17 protein-coding genes are annotated in these 23,822 nt (G+C 43.8%); 9 read left to right on the forward strand and 8 right to left on the reverse strand.

Translation table 11 applies throughout. The features are described from left to right. Positions 1-94: 94 nt before the first annotated feature. Complete coding sequence (locus IE165_RS02795; protein ID WP_189625088.1) at positions 95-850, reverse strand: ABC transporter ATP-binding protein; 756 nt, start codon at positions 848-850, stop codon at positions 95-97. A gap of 3 nt (positions 851-853) precedes the next feature. Next, complete coding sequence (locus tag IE165_RS02800; protein WP_189625089.1) at positions 854-1,588, reverse strand: MlaE family ABC transporter permease; 735 nt, start codon at positions 1,586-1,588, stop codon at positions 854-856. Positions 1,589-1,764: 176 nt separating this feature from the next. Between IE165_RS02800 and IE165_RS02805 the strand changes: the two genes are divergently transcribed. Next, a complete protein-coding gene (locus tag IE165_RS02805) occupies positions 1,765-2,691 on the forward strand; it encodes a toast rack family protein (protein WP_189625090.1) in 927 nt (308 codons plus the stop codon). Between the two features lie 28 nt (positions 2,692-2,719). Then, positions 2,720-4,738 (forward strand): (E)-4-hydroxy-3-methylbut-2-enyl-diphosphate synthase, encoded by a 2,019-nt coding sequence (ispG, locus tag IE165_RS02810; RefSeq protein WP_189625091.1) that lies wholly within the window; start codon positions 2,720-2,722, stop codon positions 4,736-4,738. Positions 4,739-4,818: 80 nt separating this feature from the next. Here ispG and IE165_RS02815 read toward each other — a convergent pair whose 3' ends face one another. Continuing rightward, positions 4,819-5,232, reverse strand: a complete 414-nt coding sequence (locus IE165_RS02815; RefSeq protein ID WP_189625092.1) for a T9SS type A sorting domain-containing protein — start codon at positions 5,230-5,232, stop codon at positions 4,819-4,821. Positions 5,233-5,467: 235 nt separating this feature from the next. On the opposite strand from IE165_RS02815, the gene IE165_RS02820 reads away from it, so the two are divergent. Further along, positions 5,468-7,411 carry a KUP/HAK/KT family potassium transporter gene (locus IE165_RS02820; RefSeq protein ID WP_189625093.1) on the forward strand — a complete coding sequence of 648 codons (1,944 nt, stop codon included), beginning with the start codon at positions 5,468-5,470 and terminating at the stop codon, positions 7,409-7,411. Between the two features lie 138 nt (positions 7,412-7,549). On the opposite strand, the gene IE165_RS02825 is transcribed toward IE165_RS02820, so the two are convergent. Continuing rightward, a complete protein-coding gene (locus IE165_RS02825) occupies positions 7,550-9,235 on the reverse strand; it encodes an amino acid permease (protein WP_189625094.1) in 1,686 nt (561 codons plus the stop codon). Positions 9,236-9,293: 58 nt separating this feature from the next. Continuing rightward, positions 9,294-9,968, reverse strand: a complete 675-nt coding sequence (locus tag IE165_RS02830) for an ACP phosphodiesterase (protein ID WP_189625095.1) — start codon at positions 9,966-9,968, stop codon at positions 9,294-9,296. A gap of 86 nt (positions 9,969-10,054) precedes the next feature. On the opposite strand from IE165_RS02830, the gene tyrS reads away from it, so the two are divergent. The 5 genes from tyrS (at position 10,055) to IE165_RS02855 (ending at position 16,285) form a co-directional block, all read left to right on the forward strand. Continuing rightward, complete coding sequence (gene tyrS / locus IE165_RS02835) at positions 10,055-11,338, forward strand: tyrosine--tRNA ligase (protein ID WP_189625096.1); 1,284 nt, start codon at positions 10,055-10,057, stop codon at positions 11,336-11,338. Between the two features lie 49 nt (positions 11,339-11,387). After that, a complete protein-coding gene (locus IE165_RS02840) occupies positions 11,388-11,783 on the forward strand; it encodes a hypothetical protein (protein ID WP_189625097.1) in 396 nt (131 codons plus the stop codon). A gap of 127 nt (positions 11,784-11,910) precedes the next feature. Beyond that, positions 11,911-14,607, forward strand: coding sequence for an FtsK/SpoIIIE family DNA translocase (locus IE165_RS02845; protein ID WP_189625098.1), 2,697 nt, complete (start codon positions 11,911-11,913; stop codon positions 14,605-14,607). 1 nt (position 14,608) lies between these two features. Continuing rightward, positions 14,609-15,253 (forward strand): outer membrane lipoprotein periplasmic chaperone LolA1, encoded by a 645-nt coding sequence (gene lolA1 / locus IE165_RS02850; protein ID WP_189625099.1) that lies wholly within the window; start codon positions 14,609-14,611, stop codon positions 15,251-15,253. 6 nt (positions 15,254-15,259) lie between these two features. Next, on the forward strand, positions 15,260-16,285 hold the full coding sequence (locus IE165_RS02855) for a LacI family DNA-binding transcriptional regulator (RefSeq protein ID WP_189625100.1): 1,026 nt from the start codon (positions 15,260-15,262) through the stop codon (positions 16,283-16,285). 6 nt (positions 16,286-16,291) lie between these two features. On the opposite strand, the gene uxuA is transcribed toward IE165_RS02855, so the two are convergent. Both uxuA and IE165_RS02865 read right to left on the reverse strand, forming a co-directional pair. Next, complete coding sequence (gene uxuA / locus IE165_RS02860; protein ID WP_189625101.1) at positions 16,292-17,461, reverse strand: mannonate dehydratase; 1,170 nt, start codon at positions 17,459-17,461, stop codon at positions 16,292-16,294. A gap of 12 nt (positions 17,462-17,473) precedes the next feature. Next, positions 17,474-18,295 carry an SDR family oxidoreductase gene (locus IE165_RS02865; RefSeq protein WP_189625102.1) on the reverse strand — a complete coding sequence of 274 codons (822 nt, stop codon included), beginning with the start codon at positions 18,293-18,295 and terminating at the stop codon, positions 17,474-17,476. 152 nt (positions 18,296-18,447) lie between these two features. Here IE165_RS02865 and IE165_RS02870 point away from each other — a divergent pair, with 152 nt between their 5' ends. Next, positions 18,448-19,446: a sugar kinase gene (locus IE165_RS02870; protein WP_189625103.1), complete on the forward strand. Its 999-nt coding sequence runs from the start codon at positions 18,448-18,450 to the stop codon at positions 19,444-19,446. A gap of 66 nt (positions 19,447-19,512) precedes the next feature. Here the strand turns inward: IE165_RS02870 and rpoC are convergent, their stop codons facing one another. Continuing rightward, a complete protein-coding gene (gene rpoC / locus IE165_RS02875; RefSeq protein WP_189625104.1) occupies positions 19,513-23,790 on the reverse strand; it encodes a DNA-directed RNA polymerase subunit beta' in 4,278 nt (1,425 codons plus the stop codon). Positions 23,791-23,822 lie beyond the last annotated feature (32 nt).

Below are 23,822 nucleotides of genomic sequence, written 5' to 3' on the forward strand. Positions count from 1 at the left end.
GTTAAAAAAAATCCTGACGCAATGGCGCGTGGAATAGAAAATGTATGCAAAAGTATGAACTTCAACACAAATATCAAATTAAGCACATCTTTGACTATTTTATGGTATTCCGTGCTGCTTTCATCAGCGGGCTTGCAAATACGAAGTCATTTAACTCTTGTACGTCTGAGCGTAGCATTTCCTTATTGGAGCCCTCCCAAAACTTCTCTCCCTTGTATAGAAACAAAATATATTCCCCGATTCCCATCACGGAATTCATATCGTGCGTTACTACAATCGTCGTACATTGATATTCTTCGGTAAGCTCCTGTATAAGTTCATCGATCAATATCGATGTCGCAGGATCCAACCCCGAGTTGGGCTCATCACAGAAGAGGTATTTGGGATTCATGCTAATTGCACGGGCAATGCCTACCCTTTTTTTCATTCCTCCGGAAAGCTCGGCGGGGTAAAGTTTGTTTTTATCCTTCAGGTTAACGCGCTCTAAGCAGAAGTTGGCCCGGTCGATTTTCTCTTGTCGGCTCATGTCCGTAAACATATCGAGTGCAAAAACGATGTTTTGCTCAACGGTCATGGAATCAAACAAGGCCGAATTCTGGAACAGCATACCTATTTCTCGTCGGATGGGCACCCGCTGTTCGAAATCCATCCCGGTAAACTCCTGCTTATCGAAAAAGACCTGCCCTTCCTCTGGCTCATGAAGCCCAACGATACATTTCAACAGTGTACTTTTCCCCGAGCCAGACCCTCCGATAATCAAACTTACCTTACCCGGTTCAAAAATCGCATCTATCCCTTTCAACACATGGTTGTCCCCGAAGGATTTATTTATATTCTGAATCTCAATCATAAGTTAAAGCATCAACGCGGTGATAATGTAATCCGAAGCAAGAATAGATATACAGCCAATGACCACCGCCTTTGTCCCGGCTTGGCCAACCTCTAAGGCACCACCGCGAACATGAAAGCCCATATGAGCAGGCACAGAGGTTATGATAAAGCCAAATACAAAAGCTTTCACCAAAGCTACAGTAACCGTGAATCCATTAAATCCGCCCTGTATACCTTGTATGTAGTCGGAAGCAGCTACTGCCCCGGAAAGTGAGCCGCCAATGAGGCCTCCCGAGATGGCACAGAAAATAGCGATGATCACCAAAACAGGCACCATAATCACACCTGCCAACACCTTGGGCAAAATGAGATAACCAGGTGCGTTGATCCCCATAATCTCTAGCGCATCTATTTGCTCGGTGACCCGCATAGACCCTATTTGAGATGATATCGCTGACCCTACCTTGCCCATCAATACCAAGGCCGAAATGGTAGGACCGAGTTCCAAAATGTTCGAATCTCGGTTGATTTGTCCAATTACCGTGGACGGAATTAAATCGGAAACCAGCTGGAAAGCGATTTGCAAGGTCATGACCGCACCAATAAATGTAGAGATGATAACGATCAAACCTAAAGATCCGAGGCCGATCTCATTCATCTCATGAAAAATCTCTTTCGCATATATCTTCCATTTTTCAGGCTTTTTAAAAACCTTACGCAACAGCAGAACGTATTCGCCAAAATGGTGAAATATCATAGAATAATCGCCTTTTTAAATTAACATTACGGCAAGATACACATTTACCGGGAAGAAATTTCACCGACACAATGGTTTCTCTCACCGAAGATATTAACAACATAACCTAAAACTGGTTTTATAAAAAATTAGTAAGTTATAGTTTTGACCTATATATTTACAGGGAAATAGAGCATATGGAAAACAAAATCACTTCCGGACTTTGGTTTGTCTTTATCGGCGTCATATTGTTGTTGCACAATATCGACGTGATAGACTTCAACTTCATCGCGACGCTAAAATACTGGCCATTGTTAATCGTTATCGTTGGTATCAATTTAATTGTACAAAATCGGATGTATGGAAACTACATAAAAATTGCGGCCAATGTGCTTTTCTTGGGATGGATTACCTATATTGGACTAAGCAGTCCTTCAAGCCATTGGACTTCCGAATTACTGAACAATAGAACAATTAAAATCGGTGACCTAGATGATGATGCAGCACTATCGAACCATGTTCAAGCCGATTTGGATAGTGCAATATCGGAAGCTCACTTGGAATTCAACGGCGGCGCAGGCAAATTTGAAATCAATACAAACAGCAGTCAACATCTCATTGACGCACAAAGTACTGACGGCAATATGGGCATGCATATAGAGTCTACGCTGCAAGAAGGGATTCAGCAGGTTGTTTTGGATGCGAAACCGGTGTCCAATGGAAAAAAATCGGGCAGTGCAACCATCGCGATCAATCCATCAACTATTTGGAATCTGGAATTTAACTACGGCGCTGCAACCGTGAACGGAGATCTATCTGCCTTACATTTCAAACATCTTGACATAAACACTGGAGCCAGTAATATGGATTTGAAATTAGGTATGCCGCGATCGGAAATATCGACAATTAATATTGCCACTGGCGCTTCAAAAATACATTTCCAGATACCTAAAGAAGCTGCTATCAGTGTAAAATATTCATCCATCCTGTCGAAAAATTCATTTGAAGGTTTTGAAAGCAAGAAAAATGGAAAAGCTCGAACAGCCAACTATGATGAAGCACCTACGAAATTTGATATCGAGCTAGACGGAGCAGCCAATACATTTACCATTACCCGCTATTAACTTAAAAAAGCTAACTTTGCGACTAGGCATGGACACAAACGAAGCAATTTACTTGGAAGGGGGCTACTGCAACTCCAAAACGACATATAGCAGATTTCTCACGCGCGAAGTCAAAGTGGGGAATATAGCCATGGGAGGCAACAATCCGATCCGCATCCAAAGCATGACTACGGTAGACACAATGGATACGATCGGGTCAATCGAGCAAACAATTCGTATGGTTGAAGCTGGTTGTGAATACGTACGTATAACTGCCCCAAGCATCAAAGAGGCAGAAAACCTCGCCCACATAAAAAAAGGATTGAAAGCAAGGGGCTACGATGTTCCATTGGTTGCTGACATACATTTCACTCCAAATGCGGCCGAAACGGCGGCACGCCTTATCGAAAAAGTACGCATCAATCCAGGGAACTACGCCGATAAGAAAAAATTCGATCAAATTGATTATACGGACGCGGCTTACCAAGCGGAGTTAGATCGTATTTATAAAAAATTTGCGCCTTTAGTTCATATCTGCAAAGAATATGGTACCGTTATGCGTATTGGAACAAACCATGGATCACTTTCCGATCGTATTATGAGCCGCTATGGCGATACGCCGGAAGGCATGGTGGAATCTGCACTAGAATTTATCCGCATTTGCGAAGATCTTCGGTTCTACGACTTAGTGGTATCGATGAAGTCCTCGAATCCGCAAGTCATGGTCAGTGCATATCGACTTTTAGTCGAAAAAATGGTTGCTGAAAACATGAACTATCCTTTGCATTTGGGCGTTACCGAAGCTGGAGATGGAGAAGATGGCCGTGTAAAATCAGCTGTAGGCATCGGTACCTTATTGGAGGACGGGCTGGGTGATACCGTTAGGGTCTCACTTACTGAAGAGCCCGAAAAAGAGGCTCCTGTAGCAATAGCACTGGTAAATAGGTATGCGAAGCGGGGCGCAGCCATGCAGCAAAACCACAAGCAACAGGAAATCGTCAATCTAGCGAACCATAGCCATACAGCACCATACCAAACAAAAGAGGTGAATGCCTTTATCGGGGGAGCTCTGGTACCCCGCATCGTGGTCGATATTTCCTCCTCAAACCTTAAGGATCCCTTCGTATTGGACGCCGTAGGTTATCGCTATGATGCCGTGAACGACAAATACCATATGGGCGATCAGTCAGTAGACTTCGTCTACCTCGGGTCCAATTTACCATCTTTTGTTTTGCCCGGAAACCTAAAGGTCATTTACGATGATGCGACCTGGGCAACTTTACACAATAAGGCAAACAAACACCCCTTATTCGATCTATCAAGTTACCAAGCGTCATCGACACACGATCCTTCTTTAAACCTTATTCGCCTTACTAACGAGGATCTTGTTAGCGATGCTTTCGGCAGCCTTGCAGTGGATAAAACAGTAGTCTTTGTATTAGAAACGAACCACCCCCACGGCATGGCCGACCAGCGTCAATTTTTTGTTAATCTCCAAACAATCGGCTTAGATAATCCAGTCATTATTAAACGTTCGTACCCTGCTGCGGATTTTTCTGGCGCCGTTGGAGACGATATGGATCCAGAAGAGCCTATTTCGAAGATACAGCTCTATGCAGCGACTGATATGGGAGCCCTATTGGTAGACAAATTAGGATCGGGCATTTGGATAGATTCCCCGGCAACACCTATCGACAAGGTCGCTTCGCTGTCGTTCGGGATATTACAGGCCACCCGATCCCGAATTTCAAAAACAGAATATATTTCTTGCCCCAGTTGTGGGCGTACGCTATTTGATCTGCAGGAAACAACGCAGATGATTCGTAGCCGTACGAGCCATCTAAAAGGACTGAAAATCGGGATCATGGGGTGCATCGTGAACGGCCCGGGAGAAATGGCGGATGCAGACTACGGTTACGTGGGCGCTGGCCCAGATAAAATAACACTCTATCGAGGAAAAGAGGTTGTCAAGAAAAATGTAAGCGCTACGCATGCATTGGACGAACTCATTGACATTATCAAGAACGACGGACTGTGGGTGGAAGAGGAAACACCACCTCTTAAATAAAAATTGCTTGTAATCGGATGAGTCGGCTTTAAAAAAAACGGCTCTTCCTTTTTTTGGGACGGAGGTAAATACTACAGGTTCTAGCGTACAGAAATCCGCTTGACAACGGTCTCAGCGCCAGAGGTGACACGCACAAAATAAAACCCGGTCGTCAGCTTTCCATTAGAGTCGAAGGATAGGTTCTGCATACCAGCATCCAAACGGCCGTTCATTAAATTCAGCACCTCATTGCCTAGCGCATCCATAACCTTGATGGTAACCGTACCTTGTTTTGATAATTTAAAATTTGTCGTGATTTGCTCAGCTACGGGGTTGTAGAAGACTTTAACATTGTTGATGAGTTTTTCACTATCTTCCTCAGGCAAATTTGGTATTGCTACGCTGGCGGAAGGACTAAACACTACAGAAAGATTATTCATAGAAGTAGACATAGCCTGAACACCCTGCAGCATAGAGAAGCTGATCATGGCAAAAAGAGCTATATTTCTCATCATTCCTTCCATTTTTCTTATACGTAGATATAGGTAGTTGGTATAAAATCACAATTTCTTCCGCAACAACATCCAAAACATCCTCTTAACAAAGTTAATTGTTTTGTTGTCATCTCCCATATCAATTTTAAAAAAAAATTACCATTTAACAATTTTTAACAAGATTATTCGTTGTGTGGTTTTTTGTATATGTTTGGAACGTAATTTACTGTAAGTTTGCAGGATAATTTTGTTTTGCATGAAAACTCATAAGCATCATGATACGCATAAGCTCAGCTTCGCGGGCTTATTGATCAGTTTAGGTATCATTTTCGGCGATATCGGAACATCCCCACTCTATGTTATTAAAGCAATCTTCAACAAAGGCACTATCGAGGAAAACCTTATTCTAGGAAGTTTGTCTTGTGTTTTTTGGACGCTCACCCTGCAGACAACCATTAAATATGTTTGGATAACCCTAAATGCGGACAACAAAGGCGAAGGCGGTATTCTTTCGCTATATTCTCTTGTCAGGAAAAAAGCCAAATGGCTGATCATACCTGCGATAGTAGGTGCTAGCACATTGTTGGCCGATGGAATGATTACGCCGGCGATCACGATATCTTCCGCCATAGAAGGATTGGCCATCAGACATCCACAAGTGCCTACCTTACCTATTGTTGTCATTATCATTACCATTTTATTCGTTATCCAACGTTTTGGCACGTCCATTGTCGGCCGGATCTTTGGGCCAATGATGTTCATTTGGTTCAGCACGATCGGTATTTTAGGCGCACTCTACATTAAGCACGCTCCAGAGGTCTTTTATGCCATAAACCCTTATTATGCTATCTCCACCATCATAAGCCATCCGAATGCCTTGTTCCTGATTGGCGCAATTTTCCTGTGTACAACCGGAGCCGAAGCTCTATACTCAGACATGGGCCATTGTGGAAAATCAAACATCCGGATAAGTTGGATCTTTGTGAAAGTGACCTTAGTGCTGAATTATTTTGGGCAAGGCGCTTGGCTTATGCAACATGCTGGCACGCAAATGGGCGAAAAAAACCCTTTCTACGCCATGATGCCCGAAGGGTTTGTAGTTTACGGTATTGCGATTGCGACCATGGCCGCCATTATCGCAAGTCAAGCAATGATATCTGGATCTTTTACGCTTATTTCGGAAGCCGTTCGTTTGAATATATGGCCCAAAGTATCCATTCGCTATCCAAGCGATCAAAAGGGTCAGCTTTATGTCCCCTCCATTAATCTCATCCTTTATGTTGGCTGTATGCTGATTATTGCCGTATTCAAGGAATCTTCCAATATGGAGGCTGCGTATGGTCTAGCCATCAATCTGACTTTTATCATGACGACTATTTTGATGTGTGTGTTTCTCGCACGTGTGCACATATCGAAAATTTGGATCGTCATATTTGCCGTATTCTACTTCACAATAGAGATTGCTTTTTTAGCCGGTAATTTGGTTAAATTAACACATGGTGGATGGTTAACGCTGTTACTGGCCTCGACACTTTTTATCGCAATGTTCTCTTGGTATGGAGCAAGGAAAATCAAGAACAGCTTTGTACGATTCAACCATATCCGCGATTATTTCCCTATCATATCCGAACTTAGCGAGGACAAATCGGTTCCGTTATTCTCCTCCCACTTGGTTTATTTAACAAGTGCGAACAACAAGAACGAAATAGAATCAAAGATCATCTATTCCATTATCAACAAAAAACCAAAGCGCGCCGATGTATATTGGCTCGTACATGTGGATGTGATGGACAACCCACATACGCGGGAATTTGTCGTAGAACAATTAATTCCGAACAAATTGATCCGAATAGACTTCAAACTGGGTTTTAGGGAGGAGCAACGGATTAGCCTACTCTTCCGTAAGGTGGTGGAAGACATGGTAGAGAAGGGCGAGATCGATATCACCAGTAACTACGAAACACTGAAAAAACATAAGATTGCAGGCGATTTCAATTTTGTTGTGTTGGAAAAAATGATAGCCAAAACCCATGATCTTAAATGGCATGAAAAAATTATTTTGGAGATCTACAAAATTTTGAAGCGATTTAGTCTTTCCGAGGAGAAAGGATTCGGCTTAGATAGCAGCTTTGTGACCCTAGAACGTGTGCCACTCAATATTCCCAACACCAAAGAAGTCAAATTAAAGAGACTGAACTAAATTGATTTAACTTCGGGGTTCAGGAAAGGCTTTTTCTATTTATACAGTTCGATAAAGTCTGCGGTTCGACAGACAGTTCTCAACTAACAACAAGGGCGGCCTATCTCGATAAGCTGCCCTAATTTGCGCCATACATGCTTATGCTGTCGTTTTATTGAGCTTGGAGTGTTTAAATCCATATGCAAAATAGAGCACAAGACCGATGACCAACCATAGAATGAAAATAATCCAATTACTGGCGCCCAGTTCGCTCATCAAATACAGATTGATTAAAATACCGACAACGGGTAACAGCGAAAATCTATATCTAAATCCCAGCACAGCAAGTAGTATCCAGCTGAGCCAAAAGATTAACACCAATGATTTATGTTCCACTATTTCGACCAAGGAAAGTCTACGCCACTCTGCTATGGTTCCCTCTCCATAATTGAACAACAGTATCCAAGCGAGGAGAAATCCGGCCCCAATGAGGTATTTGCCATTGATATATGGAACTTTAAATTTGGATTTGGCCGATAAACCTGCATGATCCATATACAACACGCCGGCACAGACCAAAATAAAGGCAAAAAATGTACCTACACTCGTTAAATCGACGAAAAAATCCATCTTAAAAAAAAGCGAAGGGATAGCAACGACAATGCCGGTTATAATCGTTGCGTAAGAAGGCGTTCTATACTTCGGGTGCACACGTGCAAATCGTTTGGAGAGCAAACCGTCCCGACTCATTGTCATCCATATCCTTGGTTGCGCCAATTGATAGACCAGCAAAGCGCTAGTAATAGCGATGACAGAAGTAACCGAGACAATACCCGCCATATGGTCAAACCCGACGTATTTAAAGACGAAAGCCAAAGGATCTTTCACATTTAGATCGGTATAGTTCACCATACCAGTCAGGACCAACGTAATAGCAACGTACATGATGGTACAGATGATCAAGCAAATGATCATGGCACGAGGCAAATCACGTTGTGGATTCTTACATTCCTCGGCAGTGGTTGAAATAGAATCGAAACCGATAAACGCAAAAAACACTGCCGCTACAGACCCCATTACGCCGCGGACACCATTTGGAGCAAAAGGTGTCCAGTTCTCGGGCTTGATGTAAAATATCCCCCCTAATATCACGAGCACGATAATGCCGACCTTTATCATAACCATGATGTTGCTTGCCCGTTGCGATTCCTTGATTCCGATATAAACGAGCCATGTAACCAATAAAGTTACCAGACCGGCAGGAAAATCAAAGATAATGGGGATATCGGCGATCCGAGGAGCAGTCACGTAGGCCTCTAGTCCCGCTTTATCTGCCACATTTAATGCGGACAACCCCTGCTCAACAAATTTGAGGTGGGCATCTATCGCATAGCCGGGTGCCATGGTCAACCATTTTGGCAGAAAAATACCGAACCCCTCCAGCATAGAAACAAAATATTGAGACCAAGATATCGCGACAACGGTGTTCGAGACAGCATACTCTAACACAAGCGCCCAACCGATAATCCAGGCGAAGAGCTCCCCGAACGCAACGTAAGCATAGGTGTAGGCGCTCCCTGACACCGGTACTGTACTGGCAAACTGTGCGTAGGCCAATGCTGTAAACACACAGGCAAATGCGACAAACACGAACAGCAAAGAAATAGCTGGGCCGCCTTCGAAGCTAGCGAGCCCAATGGTACTAAAAATACCAGCACCAACAATCGCAGCTATACCTAGCGATACCAAATCCCGTACACCTAATACTTTCGCCAGTCCTGTACCTTCTCGAGAATCTTGGAGAATTTGGTCAACGCTTTTCTTCCGGAAAAGTTTATTTATCATATCAGATTGTTAATAATTTGAAGCTCCACAAGCACAAAAATGATAAAATTTGAGCTAATTAGGCTAAATTATCTTGGATATAATGAAATATATCCAGGTAGTCATGTAAAAACTGCTCCTTATACACAGTCAACGTTGCGGTTAGTTGGTCAATATCCACAGCAGTGTGCTCAAATGTCCAAACCCTTTTACAAATATTGAATAGCGCATGCGAGATATTACTTATGTCCTGGTATTGTACAATATATTTCGACTCGATGAATCGTTCGTAAAAGACTAAAAATCGCGGAATATCCACTTCGCCGATTAGCTTGAGATACTTTTCGATCGTCGGCTTGGAAACATGGGCTAGGTGCTCGTAAAGGCGATGCACGTTGACACCTTGCTGCGCTATCAGGAGATGATCCAACAACAGCTCGACACTGATGTGCGCCAAAAAAGAAGCTCTTACAGGAAGATGCTGAACGATTGGATCAAGCTGCTTCCGTAAACGATGGCAGTGATCCAAGAAAAAACTGGCGCTGTGAAAGAGCTTGTCCACCTCGACATGTCGATACCAGCCCTCCGATATCCACCGTGTTTGAGGCAGTGCAAATAGTGCTGCCTCAACGCGTTGAGGCTGAAAGTTGTACTGCTTGTCTACATTCTTCAACAGATCCGGAAGCAAGGCACCCAACACAGTTTCTGCGTGCGGACTGTAGCGTTCAAAATAATAGTGCGACAAAAAATTCACGGTCCAATCTTCTCAATTATTGTCGTAAGATACAGCTTAATCTTGTATCTTTGCAATCTTAATAAAAAAATCGTAATAGCAAAAAAATGAGCTTTGTAGAAGAACTACGCTGGAGAGGTATGTTGCAAGATATCATGCCTGGAACTGAAGAATTACTAAACAAAGAGAAAGTTTCGGGATATATCGGTTTTGATCCTACGGGAGACTCCTTGCATGTCGGACATCTTACCCAGATCATGACACTTATACATTTCCAAAATGCCGGCCACAAACCTGTTGCCTTAGTAGGGGGAGCCACGGGAATGATTGGCGATCCATCATTCAAATCTGCCGAACGAAATCTACTGGATGAAGCCACGCTGCAATACAATATCGAATGCCTGAAAGGACAATTGGCGAAATTTTTGAACTTTGGCGACGGCGAGAACGACGCCAAAATGGTGAACAACTACGATTGGTTCAAGGATTTTAGCTTTTTAGACTTCATCCGTGATGTAGGAAAACTAATTACGGTAAACTATATGATGGCCAAGGATTCCGTGAAGAAACGATTGGAAGGAGACAATGGGCTATCTTTTACGGAATTTACCTACCAGCTCATACAGGGCTATGATTTCTATTACCTATGGAAGCACCACAACTGCAAGGTGCAGATGGGGGGATCCGACCAGTGGGGAAACATTGTAACGGGCAGTGAGATGATCCGTCGTCAGGACCAAGGCACCGCATTTGCCATCACAACCCAATTGATTAAAAAGGCCGATGGACAAAAATTTGGAAAAACGGAGTCTGGTGCCATTTGGTTAGATCCGAAGAAGACCTCGCCTTACAAATATTACCAATTTTGGCTTAACACCTCTGATGACGATGCCAAAAATTGGATTCGGATTTTCACCCTCAAGACAGAAGCCGAAATCAACGCCATCATAGCGGATCATGACGCGGCGCCACATACACGTGCCGTGCAGAAGGCTTTGGCAGCAGATATCACCATCCGGACACACAGCGAGCATGACTACGAAACAGCCGTAAAAACATCCGAGTTTTTGTTTGGCAATGGATCATTGGATTTCTTGGCGGATTTGGAACATGAGGCTGTTCTCGAAGTATTTGATGGCGTTCCTCAGTTTGAAATCAGCAAAGAGGCGCTGACCGCAGGTATCAATATTTTAGATTTGCTAGCCGTAGACACACAGGTATTCCCTTCAAAAGGAGAAGCAAGAAAGATGCTGCAAGGCGGCGGTGTCGCGTTAAACAAGGAGAAAATCCACGATGTCGAATTGGTGGTTTCTGCAAAAAGCTTAATTAACGGCAAATACATCGTGGCACAACGCGGTAAGAAAAATTATTTTTTGATTATTGCGAAATAGCGAGTTATTTCGGTGTACAGGAAAATTTGCCTGTACACCGAATTATAGAATGAAAAACCTTAGCTACCTAACCCCTTTATTACTTCTCTTTCATATATCACTATTTGGGCAAAACAAACAAATAAACTATCACGCCATTGAGGGCCAAGTGGTTGAAACGCCCGAACAGTCTTACTTCTACCGGATCATCTCAACAGATCAGGAGCATCCCGATCTCCGAAAATACGAGGAATACTACACCGCAAGTGACCGTCTTAAATTGATCACCCGATTGACGAACGGTAGCATGACCAGTTTTAATGTCAAGAAAAACTTAGGTTATGGAATCGGGCAAACAGCCATCCATGCTAACAGTAAGGCAAAAAAGAAATGGTCTCCTGGCGTGCAGCGGGGAATCCCTGTCCGCGTGACATACATGTTACCTATCCCACTAAACCTCATGTAAATATAGCATTGGTGCTGCAAAAATTCTTATTTTAGAGGGTGCCCTATCGTTGATCAAAGCTAAATTTGTCATCCGATACTCGTCCTTTTTTTATAAGTTTGTATGTAGGAGGTAGAGCTAGTTTTTCATGTCAAATAAAGGAAATACATTTAAAGGCCCCGGTAACAACAGCAGCGGAAAACGCCCCGCTCGGAGTACTGGAAATACAACATATCAAAAAAAAGAACGGCTTAAGTCGTTCGAAAGAATAAACTTTTCGGAAGGTCAGCGAAAAGCGCTTAAGATCACGGGCATTTTTTTGATCTTCGTTTCTTTTTTGCTCGCAGTATCTTTTGTATCTTATCTGTTCACTTGGAAACAAGACCAAAGCTATATTGCGCAAACCAACGGCGGTTGGTCTACCCTATTCCAAACGGCTGATGAAATTGCGGATGAAGCGATCGAGCTACCGATTGTTGAAAATAAACTCGGAAAATTGGGGGCTCTTCTAGCCAATCAATTTATCTACGAATGGTTTGGTTTAGCATCTTTTTTGTTCGCCCTGATATTCTTCGTGCTTGGCTATAAATTGCTATACAAAAAATCATTGTTCCCGGTTTGGAAGACTACGCTTTACGCCTCGTTGGGCATCGTGTTCTTATCTCTTACCTTCGGATTTCTGCAAGATTTCCTCACCGACTCACCCCATATTCTAGAAGGGAAATTCGGATTTTGGACCAATCAGCTGCTAAAAGCCCAAATAGGATCTACCGGTGTTGCTGCGCTATTAGTTTTATGCTGTCTTACAGCCTTGATATTGGTTTACAACCTCGACTTGAAGTGGACTTGGACAACGAAGCGACAGGAGTTTGAAGAAGAGGAGTTTGACGAAGAGGACAATTTTGATAGCTTCAACAGTCCTAATACGAATCGTGCCGCTGCCAGAAATACTGTTATGGAAAATAAACAGGTGGAAGCTGGCACCGATACTGATGAAGAGGAGGCATCGAGCCATGCACCTATCCGGTCGAAAAGTATCAATGAGATGGCCGCCGAAGCTATGCGTAACGGTGCCATGGCCACTGCTGCGGCCCGGAAATACGAGGAACTGCATACCGCTGACGATAGCCATAGTCCGGAGGAAGAGGATTACGTTTTCTCATCCCCATCGATCCCAACGTCAACAAATGAAATCACGCTATCCATCGACCACGAACCGGAAGATATCGAGCCCTTAGCCGAAGTAGAGGAAGGCCCTGTGCTTAGCGTTGCCCAAGTGGTCGAAGAAAAGGAAATCACTGCTAACGATTTGGTTGCCCAATTCGGTGAATATGATCCTAAGCTGGACCTTTCGGGTTACCAATATCCGACCTTAGATCTGCTAAAAGACTACGGAACGGGCAAGATAACCATCAACCAGCAAGAACTAGAAGCGAACAAAAATCGTATTGTCGATACGTTGCGGAATTATAATATTGAGATAGAACATATCAAAGCAACCATAGGCCCAACGGTCACCTTGTACGAAATTATCCCTAAACCTGGCGTACGGATTTCAAAAATTAAAAACCTGGAAGATGATATCGCCTTGAGCTTAGCCGCACTCGGTATCCGTATTATCGCGCCAATGCCCGGCAAAGGGACAATTGGTATTGAAGTTCCTAATAGCTCGCCAGAAATGGTGTCAATGCGTTCTGTTCTGGCCACCGAGAAATTTCAGAAAACGGAAATGGATTTGCCGATTGCACTGGGCAAAACGATTTCCAACGAAGTTTTTATTGCTGATCTTTCGAAGATGCCTCACTTGCTCGTCGCTGGGGCAACTGGGCAAGGAAAATCGGTTGGTATTAATGCTATCCTAACTTCATTGCTTTACAAAAAGCATCCTGCAGAGTTGAAGTTTGTTATGGTAGATCCAAAAAAAGTGGAATTATCGCTTTTTAAGACAATAGAAAGACATTTTCTAGCGAAACTCCCCGGTGAAGAAGAAGCCATTATCACCGACACGAAAAAGGTTATTAACACACTCAACTCCTTGTGCATCGAGATGGATCAACGTTATGATCTATTGAAAAATGCACAGGTAAGAAATCTGAAGGAATATAACGCAAAATTTATTGGGCGCCGATTAAACCCTGAGGAGGGTCATCGATTCTTACCCTTTATAGTACTTGTTGTGGACGAGTTTGCAGATTTGATGATGACTGCCGGCAAAGAGGTGGAAACGCCTATTGCACGTTTAGCACAATTGGCGCGAGCCGTGGGTATACATTTGGTTATCGCCACGCAACGGCCTTCTGTAAATATCATCACGGGAACGATCAAAGCGAATTTCCCCGCCCGTTTAGCATTTCGGGTGTTGTCGAAAGTAGATTCGCGAACGATTTTGGACAGTGGAGGTGCAGATCAGCTTATCGGTCGCGGTGACATGCTACTGAGTACAGGAAGCGATTTGACACGTATACAGTGTGCATTCGTGGATACGCCGGAAGTGGATAAGATCTCGGAATTTATTGGTAGCCAAAGGGGCTATCCTTCTGCCTTTCTACTTCCGGAATATGTGGATGAAAATGGTGAGGGAAGTGGGTCAATGGAATTTGATGCAAGCGACAGAGATCAGCTTTTCGAGGAAGCGGCTCGGCTTATTGTCATGCATCAGCAGGGATCTACTTCGTTGATTCAGCGCAAACTAAAATTGGGATACAATCGCGCTGGACGTATCATTGACCAGCTGGAGGCCGCCGGCATTGTAGGGCCATTCGAAGGAAGTAAAGCACGTGAGGTCCTTTACCCGGATGAATACTCGTTGGAACAGTATTTGGAAAGTTTGAGAAAAAATGATTAAAATGAAAACACATATCGGTATATGGATATTTATTTTGTGTAGTAGTTTAGCTTCCTTCGCACAGAACGATCCTGCCGCACAGCAATTATTGGATCAGGTTTCAAAAAAATACGACGCCTACCAGACGTTGCAGTCGGACTTTAATTTTTCAGCTAAGCAGCCTAACGGAGAGATGTACACCGATCAGGGCACTTTATTTTTGAATAAAAAACAAAGCCAATACCGCATACAACTTAAAAACCAGGAGTTGATCAGCGATGGGAAGACGACCTATAGCATCTTAAAAGACGACAAAGAAGTACAAATCGCTGATGCCGACAATGGATCTTCAAGTATTGGGCCAAACAACCTGTTTACTTTTTACAAAAGTGGCTTTAAATACGTAAGCAGTGACGACGAGCGCGTGGGCGGAGAGCTACTACGCGTTGTAGAACTCAGTCCGCTGGACACCAAAAACAACTACTTTAAAATCAAATTGCGCGTCAATAAAAACAGGCACATCCATGATGTACTCATTTTCGACAAATCCGGGGCACGGTATACCTATACCATCAAAACACTTTACGTGAATAATTCAATATCCCCTAGCAATTTTTCGTTCAATAAAGCAAATTATCCGAATTACGAACTCGTCGATTTAAGATAAATTGTTATGGCCAAAACGACACTCAAGAGTTTAGCAGCCGCACTCAACATGTCGGTTTCCACGGTTTCTAAGGCGTTGAATGACAGTTATGAAATTAGCGAAAGCACGAAGCAACGTGTTAAGGAATTTGCAAACAAACTCGACTATCAACCCAATGTTCTGGCACAATCGTTAAAAACCGGAAAGACACAGACTATAGGCGTTATTCTCCCAAAGATGACCAGTCCCTTCGAGTCACAAATCTTAGAGGGCATACAGCTCACGGCTAGTGCGCTACAGTATAAAGTTGTCATCATGAGCAGTATGGAAAATGAAGAGTTGGAGCGTATCGCTTTGCAATCCATGGTGAATAAGCCCATTGATGGTCTCTTGTTTTGTCCTATCCACGAACGTTCCAATGTCGATCTTGCCAAACAGATACTGAACAGAACGCCGATGTTGATCTTCGACCGGACTGATTATCCCTTGGAGACGCATAAAGTCGGTGTGCTGAACGCAGAAGGTACCTTTGGCGCCTGCAAACATCTCTTCGAAATAAGAAGAAAAAAAGTTGCAATATTTTGCGGAAGCAACCAAGGCATCACCGCGAAAAGGCTAGCGGGATATCGACAAGCACATCAAGCATTCCACGTTCCTTTACAGCAGGACTATGTGGTTTTCTGTGCGATAAACAGTGTTGAAGAGCTACATTTGCAAATGGAAAACCATATTGTACGCCTACTTGCGCTGCCCGACCCGCCAGAAGCCATCATTGGTAGTTCTGACACCATCACCACCCATTTGCTAGGTGTTTTGGCTAAGCTGGAAATTAAAGTGCCCGAGCGCATCGCCGTCGTTGGGTTTGCCAATACAGATTTAGCACTGTCACTAAACCCCTCATTAACTACAATCCGTCAACCAGCCAAAGATATTGGAGCCATTTCCGTCCGTAAGCTCGTGGAAACCATTCATAAAAGCGATCGAAGCCAAATAGAGTGGGAAGAGATTAATCTACCAACAAGTATTCAGCTTCGTCGATCGACGATCGGGTAATCATTATTATCGACTGCGGATAACGCCTAATTCCAAACCTCGCAATTCAGCCAAGCCGCGCAAACGGCCAATCGCAGAGTAGCCCGGATTTGTCACCTTTTCGAGATCATCCAGCATCTGATGTCCATGGTCAGGCCGAAAAGGTATCGCGATCTCTCGATTTTGGTTTTCTGCCACCAGTTCTTTCATCACCGCATACATATCGACATCTCCATCTAAATGATCGGCTTCATAAAAGCTTCCCAAAGCATCCCTTTTTACGTTACGTAGGTGTACAAAGTTCACCCGATGCTGTACCTTCTTGAATATCTTAACTAAGTCATTTTCGGGTCCGGCGCCCAAAGATCCAGTGCAGAAGCAAACGCCGTTGAATGGACTGTCCACACGGCTGATAATATCTTCAAAATCGGATAGGCTACTGGCTATACGCGGCAGCCCGAGAATAGGAAACGGCGGATCATCTGGATGAATAGTCATTTTTATACCATTCGATTCACAGACATCGGCTATTGCTTCTAGAAAATACGCAAGATTTTCCCGTAGTCCATCGAAACCGATCTTACCGTAAATAGCAATACTATTTCTAAGCTCTTCCAAAGAGGGATCCTTTTCACCAGGAATACCCATCAATACGTTGTCCTGTAAATGCTTCTTGGCATCCTGATCGTAAGTCGCATATCGCTCTTGCGCTGCACGACCTATCTCTGGCGTGTAGGATAAGATGGCTTCTGGCCTCTGCAAAATGTATATATCAAAAATAGCAAGATCTATCCAATCAAAGTAGAGTGCTTTGGAGCCATCCGTCATCAATAAGTCCAGCTGCGTACGTGTCCAATCCAATACCGGCATAAAATTATAGCACACGGTTTTGATCCCACATTCGGCAAGGTTTTGCAGCGTTTGCCGATAATTCTCTAGGTAGTGCTCCACTTGATCCGACCTAGTCTTTATCGCTTCGTGTACCGTCACACTTTCAACGACACTCCATACCAATCCTGCTTCTTCGATGATCCGCTTACGTGCTAAGATATCCGCTTTAGGCCATACATCGCCATGTGGAATATGGTGCAGGGCTGATACAACTGCCGTTGCGCCTGCCTGTTTGACATCTTGCAATGAAACGGGATCGCCAGGGCCATACCAGCGCCAAGCTTGTTCTAAAAATTTATTGTGCATTTTTTCCATTTTTTATACGCCCGACCAGCTGTTGAAACCACCATCTACAAATATTGTTTCACCGGTTACAAACGCGGCCGCGTCGCTCAATAGGTACACCAAGGTACCTTCCAGTTCGGAAGGATCTCCCAAGCGGGAGAACGGCGTTCCTTGAACAAATTTATTTGCGCGATCCGTATAACTGCCGTCGACATTTGTCAATAACGTTCTGTTTTGCTCGGTGAGGAAGACACCTGGAGCAATAGCGTTCACCCTAATTTTATTGGAGTAGCGCAAAGCAAGCTCCGAAGCCATCCATTTTGTGAATCCGTCTACACCATGTTTGGCAACCGTATAGCCCAACACGCGGGTGATCGGTCTGCTGGCCGCCAGCGAAGAGATATTGATGATCGAGCCGACGCCTTTTTCAGCCATTACCTCCCCAAATACCATGGTCGGAATAATTGTGCCATACAGATTCAATTCAATAGCTTTAATTGTGTGACCGATCTTGTTGTCGAAAATATCTTCATCCGGAGCTATTGTGGCTCCGGGAATATTACCTCCGGCAGCATTGACCAAGCCGTCGATCGTTCCCCATTTACGTATGATCAGATCTTTAGCAGACCGCATGGAGTCCTCGTCCATCACATCCGCAACAACGGCAAAAGCGTCTCCACCCAACGTTTGCACCAATCTGACGCGTTCGTTAGCGCGCTCTTCATTTCTTCCAATTACACATATTTTTGCTCCCGCTTCGGCGAGTGCTTTCACAAAAGCTTTTCCTAAAATCCCCGTTCCGCCAGTAACCACCACCACCTTCCCTTTTAAGGAAAATCTGTCTAATATATTCATCGTCTTGTTTTGAGTTTATAAGTTCCAATAATAACTAATTTTTTACTCTCTATAGATAGGAATGGCCGTATAATTCACGATAACGATTTCGTAATACCAGAAAAAAAAGTAGAAAAATAACGCTATTTTAACCGCCATAAATCAAACGACCTATGAACCGTATATTATCCTTTGGTGAAATCCTAATTCGACAACAGCTTTTGGGCACGAGCTTCTTCGACAAAAAAAACAATCGCTTAGAGATTTTTCCCGGTGGTTCGGAAGCCAACGTGGCGGCCTCTTTGGCACAAATGGGTAATGCTGTCTGCTACAGCAGTGCCTTTCCAGAAAATGCGCTTTCCAGCGAAATATTTAGCGTTCTTCAGGGTTTAGGCATCGATACTGCCAAGTCTGTTATACAGGGAGACCGTATTGGATCTTACCTATTGATGTCGGCCAATGGCCTTTCAAAAGGGGAAGTCATATACGACCGAAAGTACTCCAGCTTCAGCCAACTAACAATAGATCAATTGGATATAGATGCACTATTCGAAGACATCAACTGGTTTCATTGGACGGCCCTTAGTCCTGCATTGAACAAAAATATCGCTCAACTTATGGAGTCGCTATTAAAAAATGCATCGGAACGTGGAATAATGATTTCTGTCGATTTGAATTACCGAAATAAATTATGGCAATATGGGCAAGAACCGATTGCGGTAATGCCCTCGCTAGTGGCTTACTGCGATGTCATCATGGGCAATATCTGGGCAGCAAATAAGATGCTAGGTATGCCGATAGATGGAATGCTCGATAGGTACAGTGCAAAAGACCTCAATTTGGAAGCCGCGGAAATGTCAGCGAACGAGGTATTTGAGCGGTATCCACGATGCAAGCATCTCGCTTATACTTTTCGCTTTATGGACAATCCACAGCACAACCTATTCTACGGCACTTACCATAACCGAAGCGCGAACGTACACTCCAAGACATTGGAAACGCAACAGGTTATCGATCGAATTGGAAGTGGAGACGCTTTCATGGCTGGTCTGATACACGCCTTAATAAACAATATGACCCCACAGGAAGTTGTGGATACCGCCACGGCAGCTGGCTTTCACAAGCTCTTTATAAAAGGTGATTTTGGCGACGGGCAGATCAGTTGGTTTTAGCCAAAGCTTCAAAAACAAAAAAGGTAGCGAAAATCGCTACCTTTTTTTTATGTTTAGTCACAACGACTAGTCTTCTTCTTTAGAAGCTAAAAGCTGATCATACTCTTCGCGAGAACCAACAATGATATTGCTATACTGACGCAAACCGGTACCTGAAGGAATCAAGTGACCTACGATCACGTTTTCTTTCAATCCCAATAAGTCATCACGCTTACCAGCAATTGCAGCCTCGTTAAGTACCTTCGTCGTTTCTTGGAAGGACGCTGCCGAGATAAAGGACTTCGTGCCCAAAGATGCGCGTGTGATACCTTGCAGCAACGGACTTGATGTAGCTGAGATTGCATCGCGAACTTCAACCGTCTTCAAATCTTGTCGTCTCAAAGTCGAGTTCTCTTCGCGAAGCTTACGCATCGTAACGATCTGACCCGGACGTAGCGTATTGGAATCGCCTGCATCTACCACCACTTTCTTATCGAATAAAGAGTCGTTCTCCTGCATAAAATCCCATTTGTTTACGGCTTCTTTCTCCAAGAATCTCGTATCACCCGGATCTTCGATATTCACCTTCTGCATCATTTGGTGAACGATGGTTTCGAAGTGCTTATCGTTGATCTTTACCCCTTGCAGACGATAAACCTCTTGGATACCGTTTACAATATACTCTTGTACCGCTGCAGGGCCTTTGATCGACAAGATATCACCCGGTGAAATAGAACCATCAGATAACGGCATACCTGCTTTTACAAAGTCATTATCCTGTACGAGGATGTGTTTCGAAAGTGGCACCAAATATTTCTTGATCTGTCCATCTCTAGACTCGATAGAAATCTCACGGTTACCACGCTTCACACCCCCCAATGTAACGATACCGTCAATCTCGGTTACTACAGCAGGGTTAGAAGGGTTACGTGCTTCGAACAATTCCGTTACACGTGGAAGACCACCGGTGATATCACGTGTTTTACCTGTTGCACGAGGAATCTTCGCTAAGATAGTACCCTCTTTGATTTTTTGCCCGTCTTGAACAGAAACGTGCGCACCAACAGGAATGTTATACGAACGCAACGTATCGCCAGTCAAATCAGAGATCTTGATTGTCGGGTTCTTCGTTTTATCACGTGTTTCGATGATAACTTTTTCCTTGTGCCCCGTTTGCTCGTCAGACTCATCACGGAAAGTCACCCCTTCGATAATTGCCTCGAACTCGATTTTACCAGGGAATTCAGAAATAATGACCGCGTTATATGGATCCCAGTCGACCAAGTTTTTCCCTTTTTCAACATGATCACCTTCGTTTACATACAAGTTAGCACCATAAGGGATCACCTGTGTGTAAAGCACTTTCTTTTCGTCGTTCACGATACGGATCTCTCCAGAACGGCCGATTACGACCTGATATGGACCGTCTTCGCCTTCTTTAGCAACGGTACGGACATTTTCAAATTCAACTTTACCGTCATATTTCGCCACAATACTAGAGTCTGCAGCGATGTTAGACGCCGTACCCCCTACGTGGAACGTACGAAGTGTCAACTGTGTACCCGGCTCACCAACAGACTGCGCCGCGATAACCCCAACAGCTTCGCCCAATTGAACGCGTTTGCCAGATGCCAAGTTACGTCCGTAACAACAAGCACAAACACCACGCTTAGACTCGCAGGTCAATACCGAACGAATTTCGACCCCTTCAATACCAGCGTCTTCGATTTCCTGAGCAACTTCTTCAGAAATATCGATGTTAGCCGCAATGATCAGTTTACCGGTCTCCGGATGGAACACATCGTTCAATGGCGTACGACCAAGAATTCTGTCGTACAATGGCTCAACGATATCGTCATTTTCGCGCAATGCAGTTTTATAAATACCTCTTAAAGTAGCACAATCTTCTTCTACAACGATCATATCTTGTGCAACGTCGTGCAAACGACGTGTCAAATAACCAGCATCCGCAGTTTTTAGCGCGGTATCCGCAAGACCTTTACGCGCACCGTGAGTAGAGATAAAGTACTCCAATACGGAAAGACCTTCTTTAAAGTTGGATAAGATCGGGTTTTCGATGATCTCTCCACCGGAAGTACCAGACTTCTGTGGTTTTGCCATCAATCCCCGCATACCACACAACTGACGAATCTGCTCTTTCGATCCACGAGCCCCAGAATCCAACATCATATATACGGAGTTAAACCCTTGATTGTCGTTGGAAAGAATATCCATCACGTGCGCCGTCAATTTGTTATTGATACGCGTCCAAATATCGATGATCTGATTGTAACGTTCGTTGTTGGTGATGAAACCCATGTTATAGTTGTTCATCACTTCCTCCACCTCATTGGTCGCTTGTGTAATCAAATCAACCTTAGCAGCAGGAATATTCAAATCTTGCAAGTTGAACGACAAACCACCTTTGAAGGCTGTTTGGAATCCAAGCTCTTTCATATCATCCAAGAATTGTGCAGCACGAGCCATACCCGTATTTTTCACAATCTCACCAATAACGTTACGCAACGACTTTTTAGTCAATAATTCGTTGATAAAGCCCATCTCCTCTGGTACGATCTGGTTAAAGATAACCCGTCCTACCGTAGTTTCTAAAATGGTATCAACAATCTGACCTTCTTTGTTTTTGGCCTTCGTCTTAACTTTGATATAAGCATGCAAATCGATTTTCTTTTCGTTCAAAGCGATAATCACCTCTTCTGGAGAATAGAAAATCATGTCTTGCCCCCTTACGGTATGTTCTGCTACAGATTTACGGCCTTTCGTGATGTAATAAAGACCCAGTACCATATCTTGCGACGGTACAGTTACTGGAGAACCATTCGCAGGGTTAAGAATGTTATGTGACGCCAACATCAAGATTTGCGCTTCCAAGATTGCCGCATTACCCAACGGTAAGTGAACCGCCATCTGGTCACCGTCGAAATCGGCATTGAACGCTGTACATACCAATGGGTGTAACTGAATCGCTTTACCCTCTACCAAAGTAGGTTGGAAAGCCTGGATCCCCAAACGGTGAAGCGTAGGTGCACGGTTTAATAAAACCGGATGACCTTTCAGCACATTCTCCAAAATATCCCAAACAACCGGATCTTTACGGTCAACGATCTTTTTAGCGGATTTTACAGTCTTGACAATACCTCTTTCAATCATCTTACGAATGATGAATGGTTTGTAAAGCTCTGCAGCCATATCTTTAGGAAGACCGCACTCGTGCAATTTCAGGTTAGGGCCAACGACGATTACCGAACGGGCCGAGTAATCCACACGCTTACCTAACAAGTTTTGACGGAAACGACCTTGCTTACCTTTTAAGATATCCGATAAAGATTTCAACGCACGGTTACCTTCGGTCTTCACCGCGTTTACCTTACGCGAGTTGTCGAACAACGAGTCTACCGCCTCTTGCAACATCCGTTTTTCGTTACGCAGGATAACTTCTGGCGCTTTGATCTCGATCAAACGTTTCAAACGGTTGTTACGGATAATAACACGACGGTACAAATCGTTCAAATCGGATGTTGCGAAACGACCGCCATCCAAAGGCACCAATGGGCGCAACTCTGGTGGGATAATAGGAACGATCTTTACGATCATCCATTCCGGACGGTTCTCGATACGACCGTTAGCACCACGGAAAGCTTCCACCACGTGAAGGCGTTTTAAAGCCTCGTTTTTACGCTGTTGTGAAGTTTCGTTTGCCGCTTGGTGACGTAGGTCGTATGACAACTGATCTAGATCGATACGTTTCAACAACTCCTCCATCGCCTCAGCACCCATTTTAGCTACAAATTTCTGTGGATCTGTATCATCTAGGTACTGGTTTTCTTTCGGTAACGTATCTAAAATATCGAGGTATTCTTCTTCCGTCAAGAAATCCATAAATGAAATGCCATCTTCTTCTTTGATACCCGGTTGGATAACCACATAACGCTCGTAGTAGATGATCATATCCAATTTCTTGGTTGGAAGACCTAGTAAATAACCAATTTTATTGGGAAGGGAACGGAAATACCAGATGTGTGCTACAGGAACCACCAAGCTGATGTGTCCCATACGCTCACGACGTACTTTCTTCTCCGTAACTTCCACACCACAACGGTCACAAACGATACCTTTATAACGGATACGCTTGTACTTACCACAGTGACATTCGTAGTCCTTTACAGGACCAAAAATACGCTCACAGAATAAACCATCACGTTCTGGTTTGTAGGTACGATAGTTAATCGTCTCTGGTTTGGTAACTTCACCACTTGAACGCTCCAAAATAGTTTCTGGAGAAGCTAAGCTAATCGTAATCGATGTGAAGTTACTTTTGATTTTATTATCTTTTTTGTAAGACATACTTTATAAAAAGTTAAAGCTGTATAGAGAAG

Source organism: Sphingobacterium griseoflavum, from assembly GCF_014653155.1.
In the GTDB taxonomy this organism is placed as follows: domain Bacteria; phylum Bacteroidota; class Bacteroidia; order Sphingobacteriales; family Sphingobacteriaceae; genus Sphingobacterium; species Sphingobacterium griseoflavum.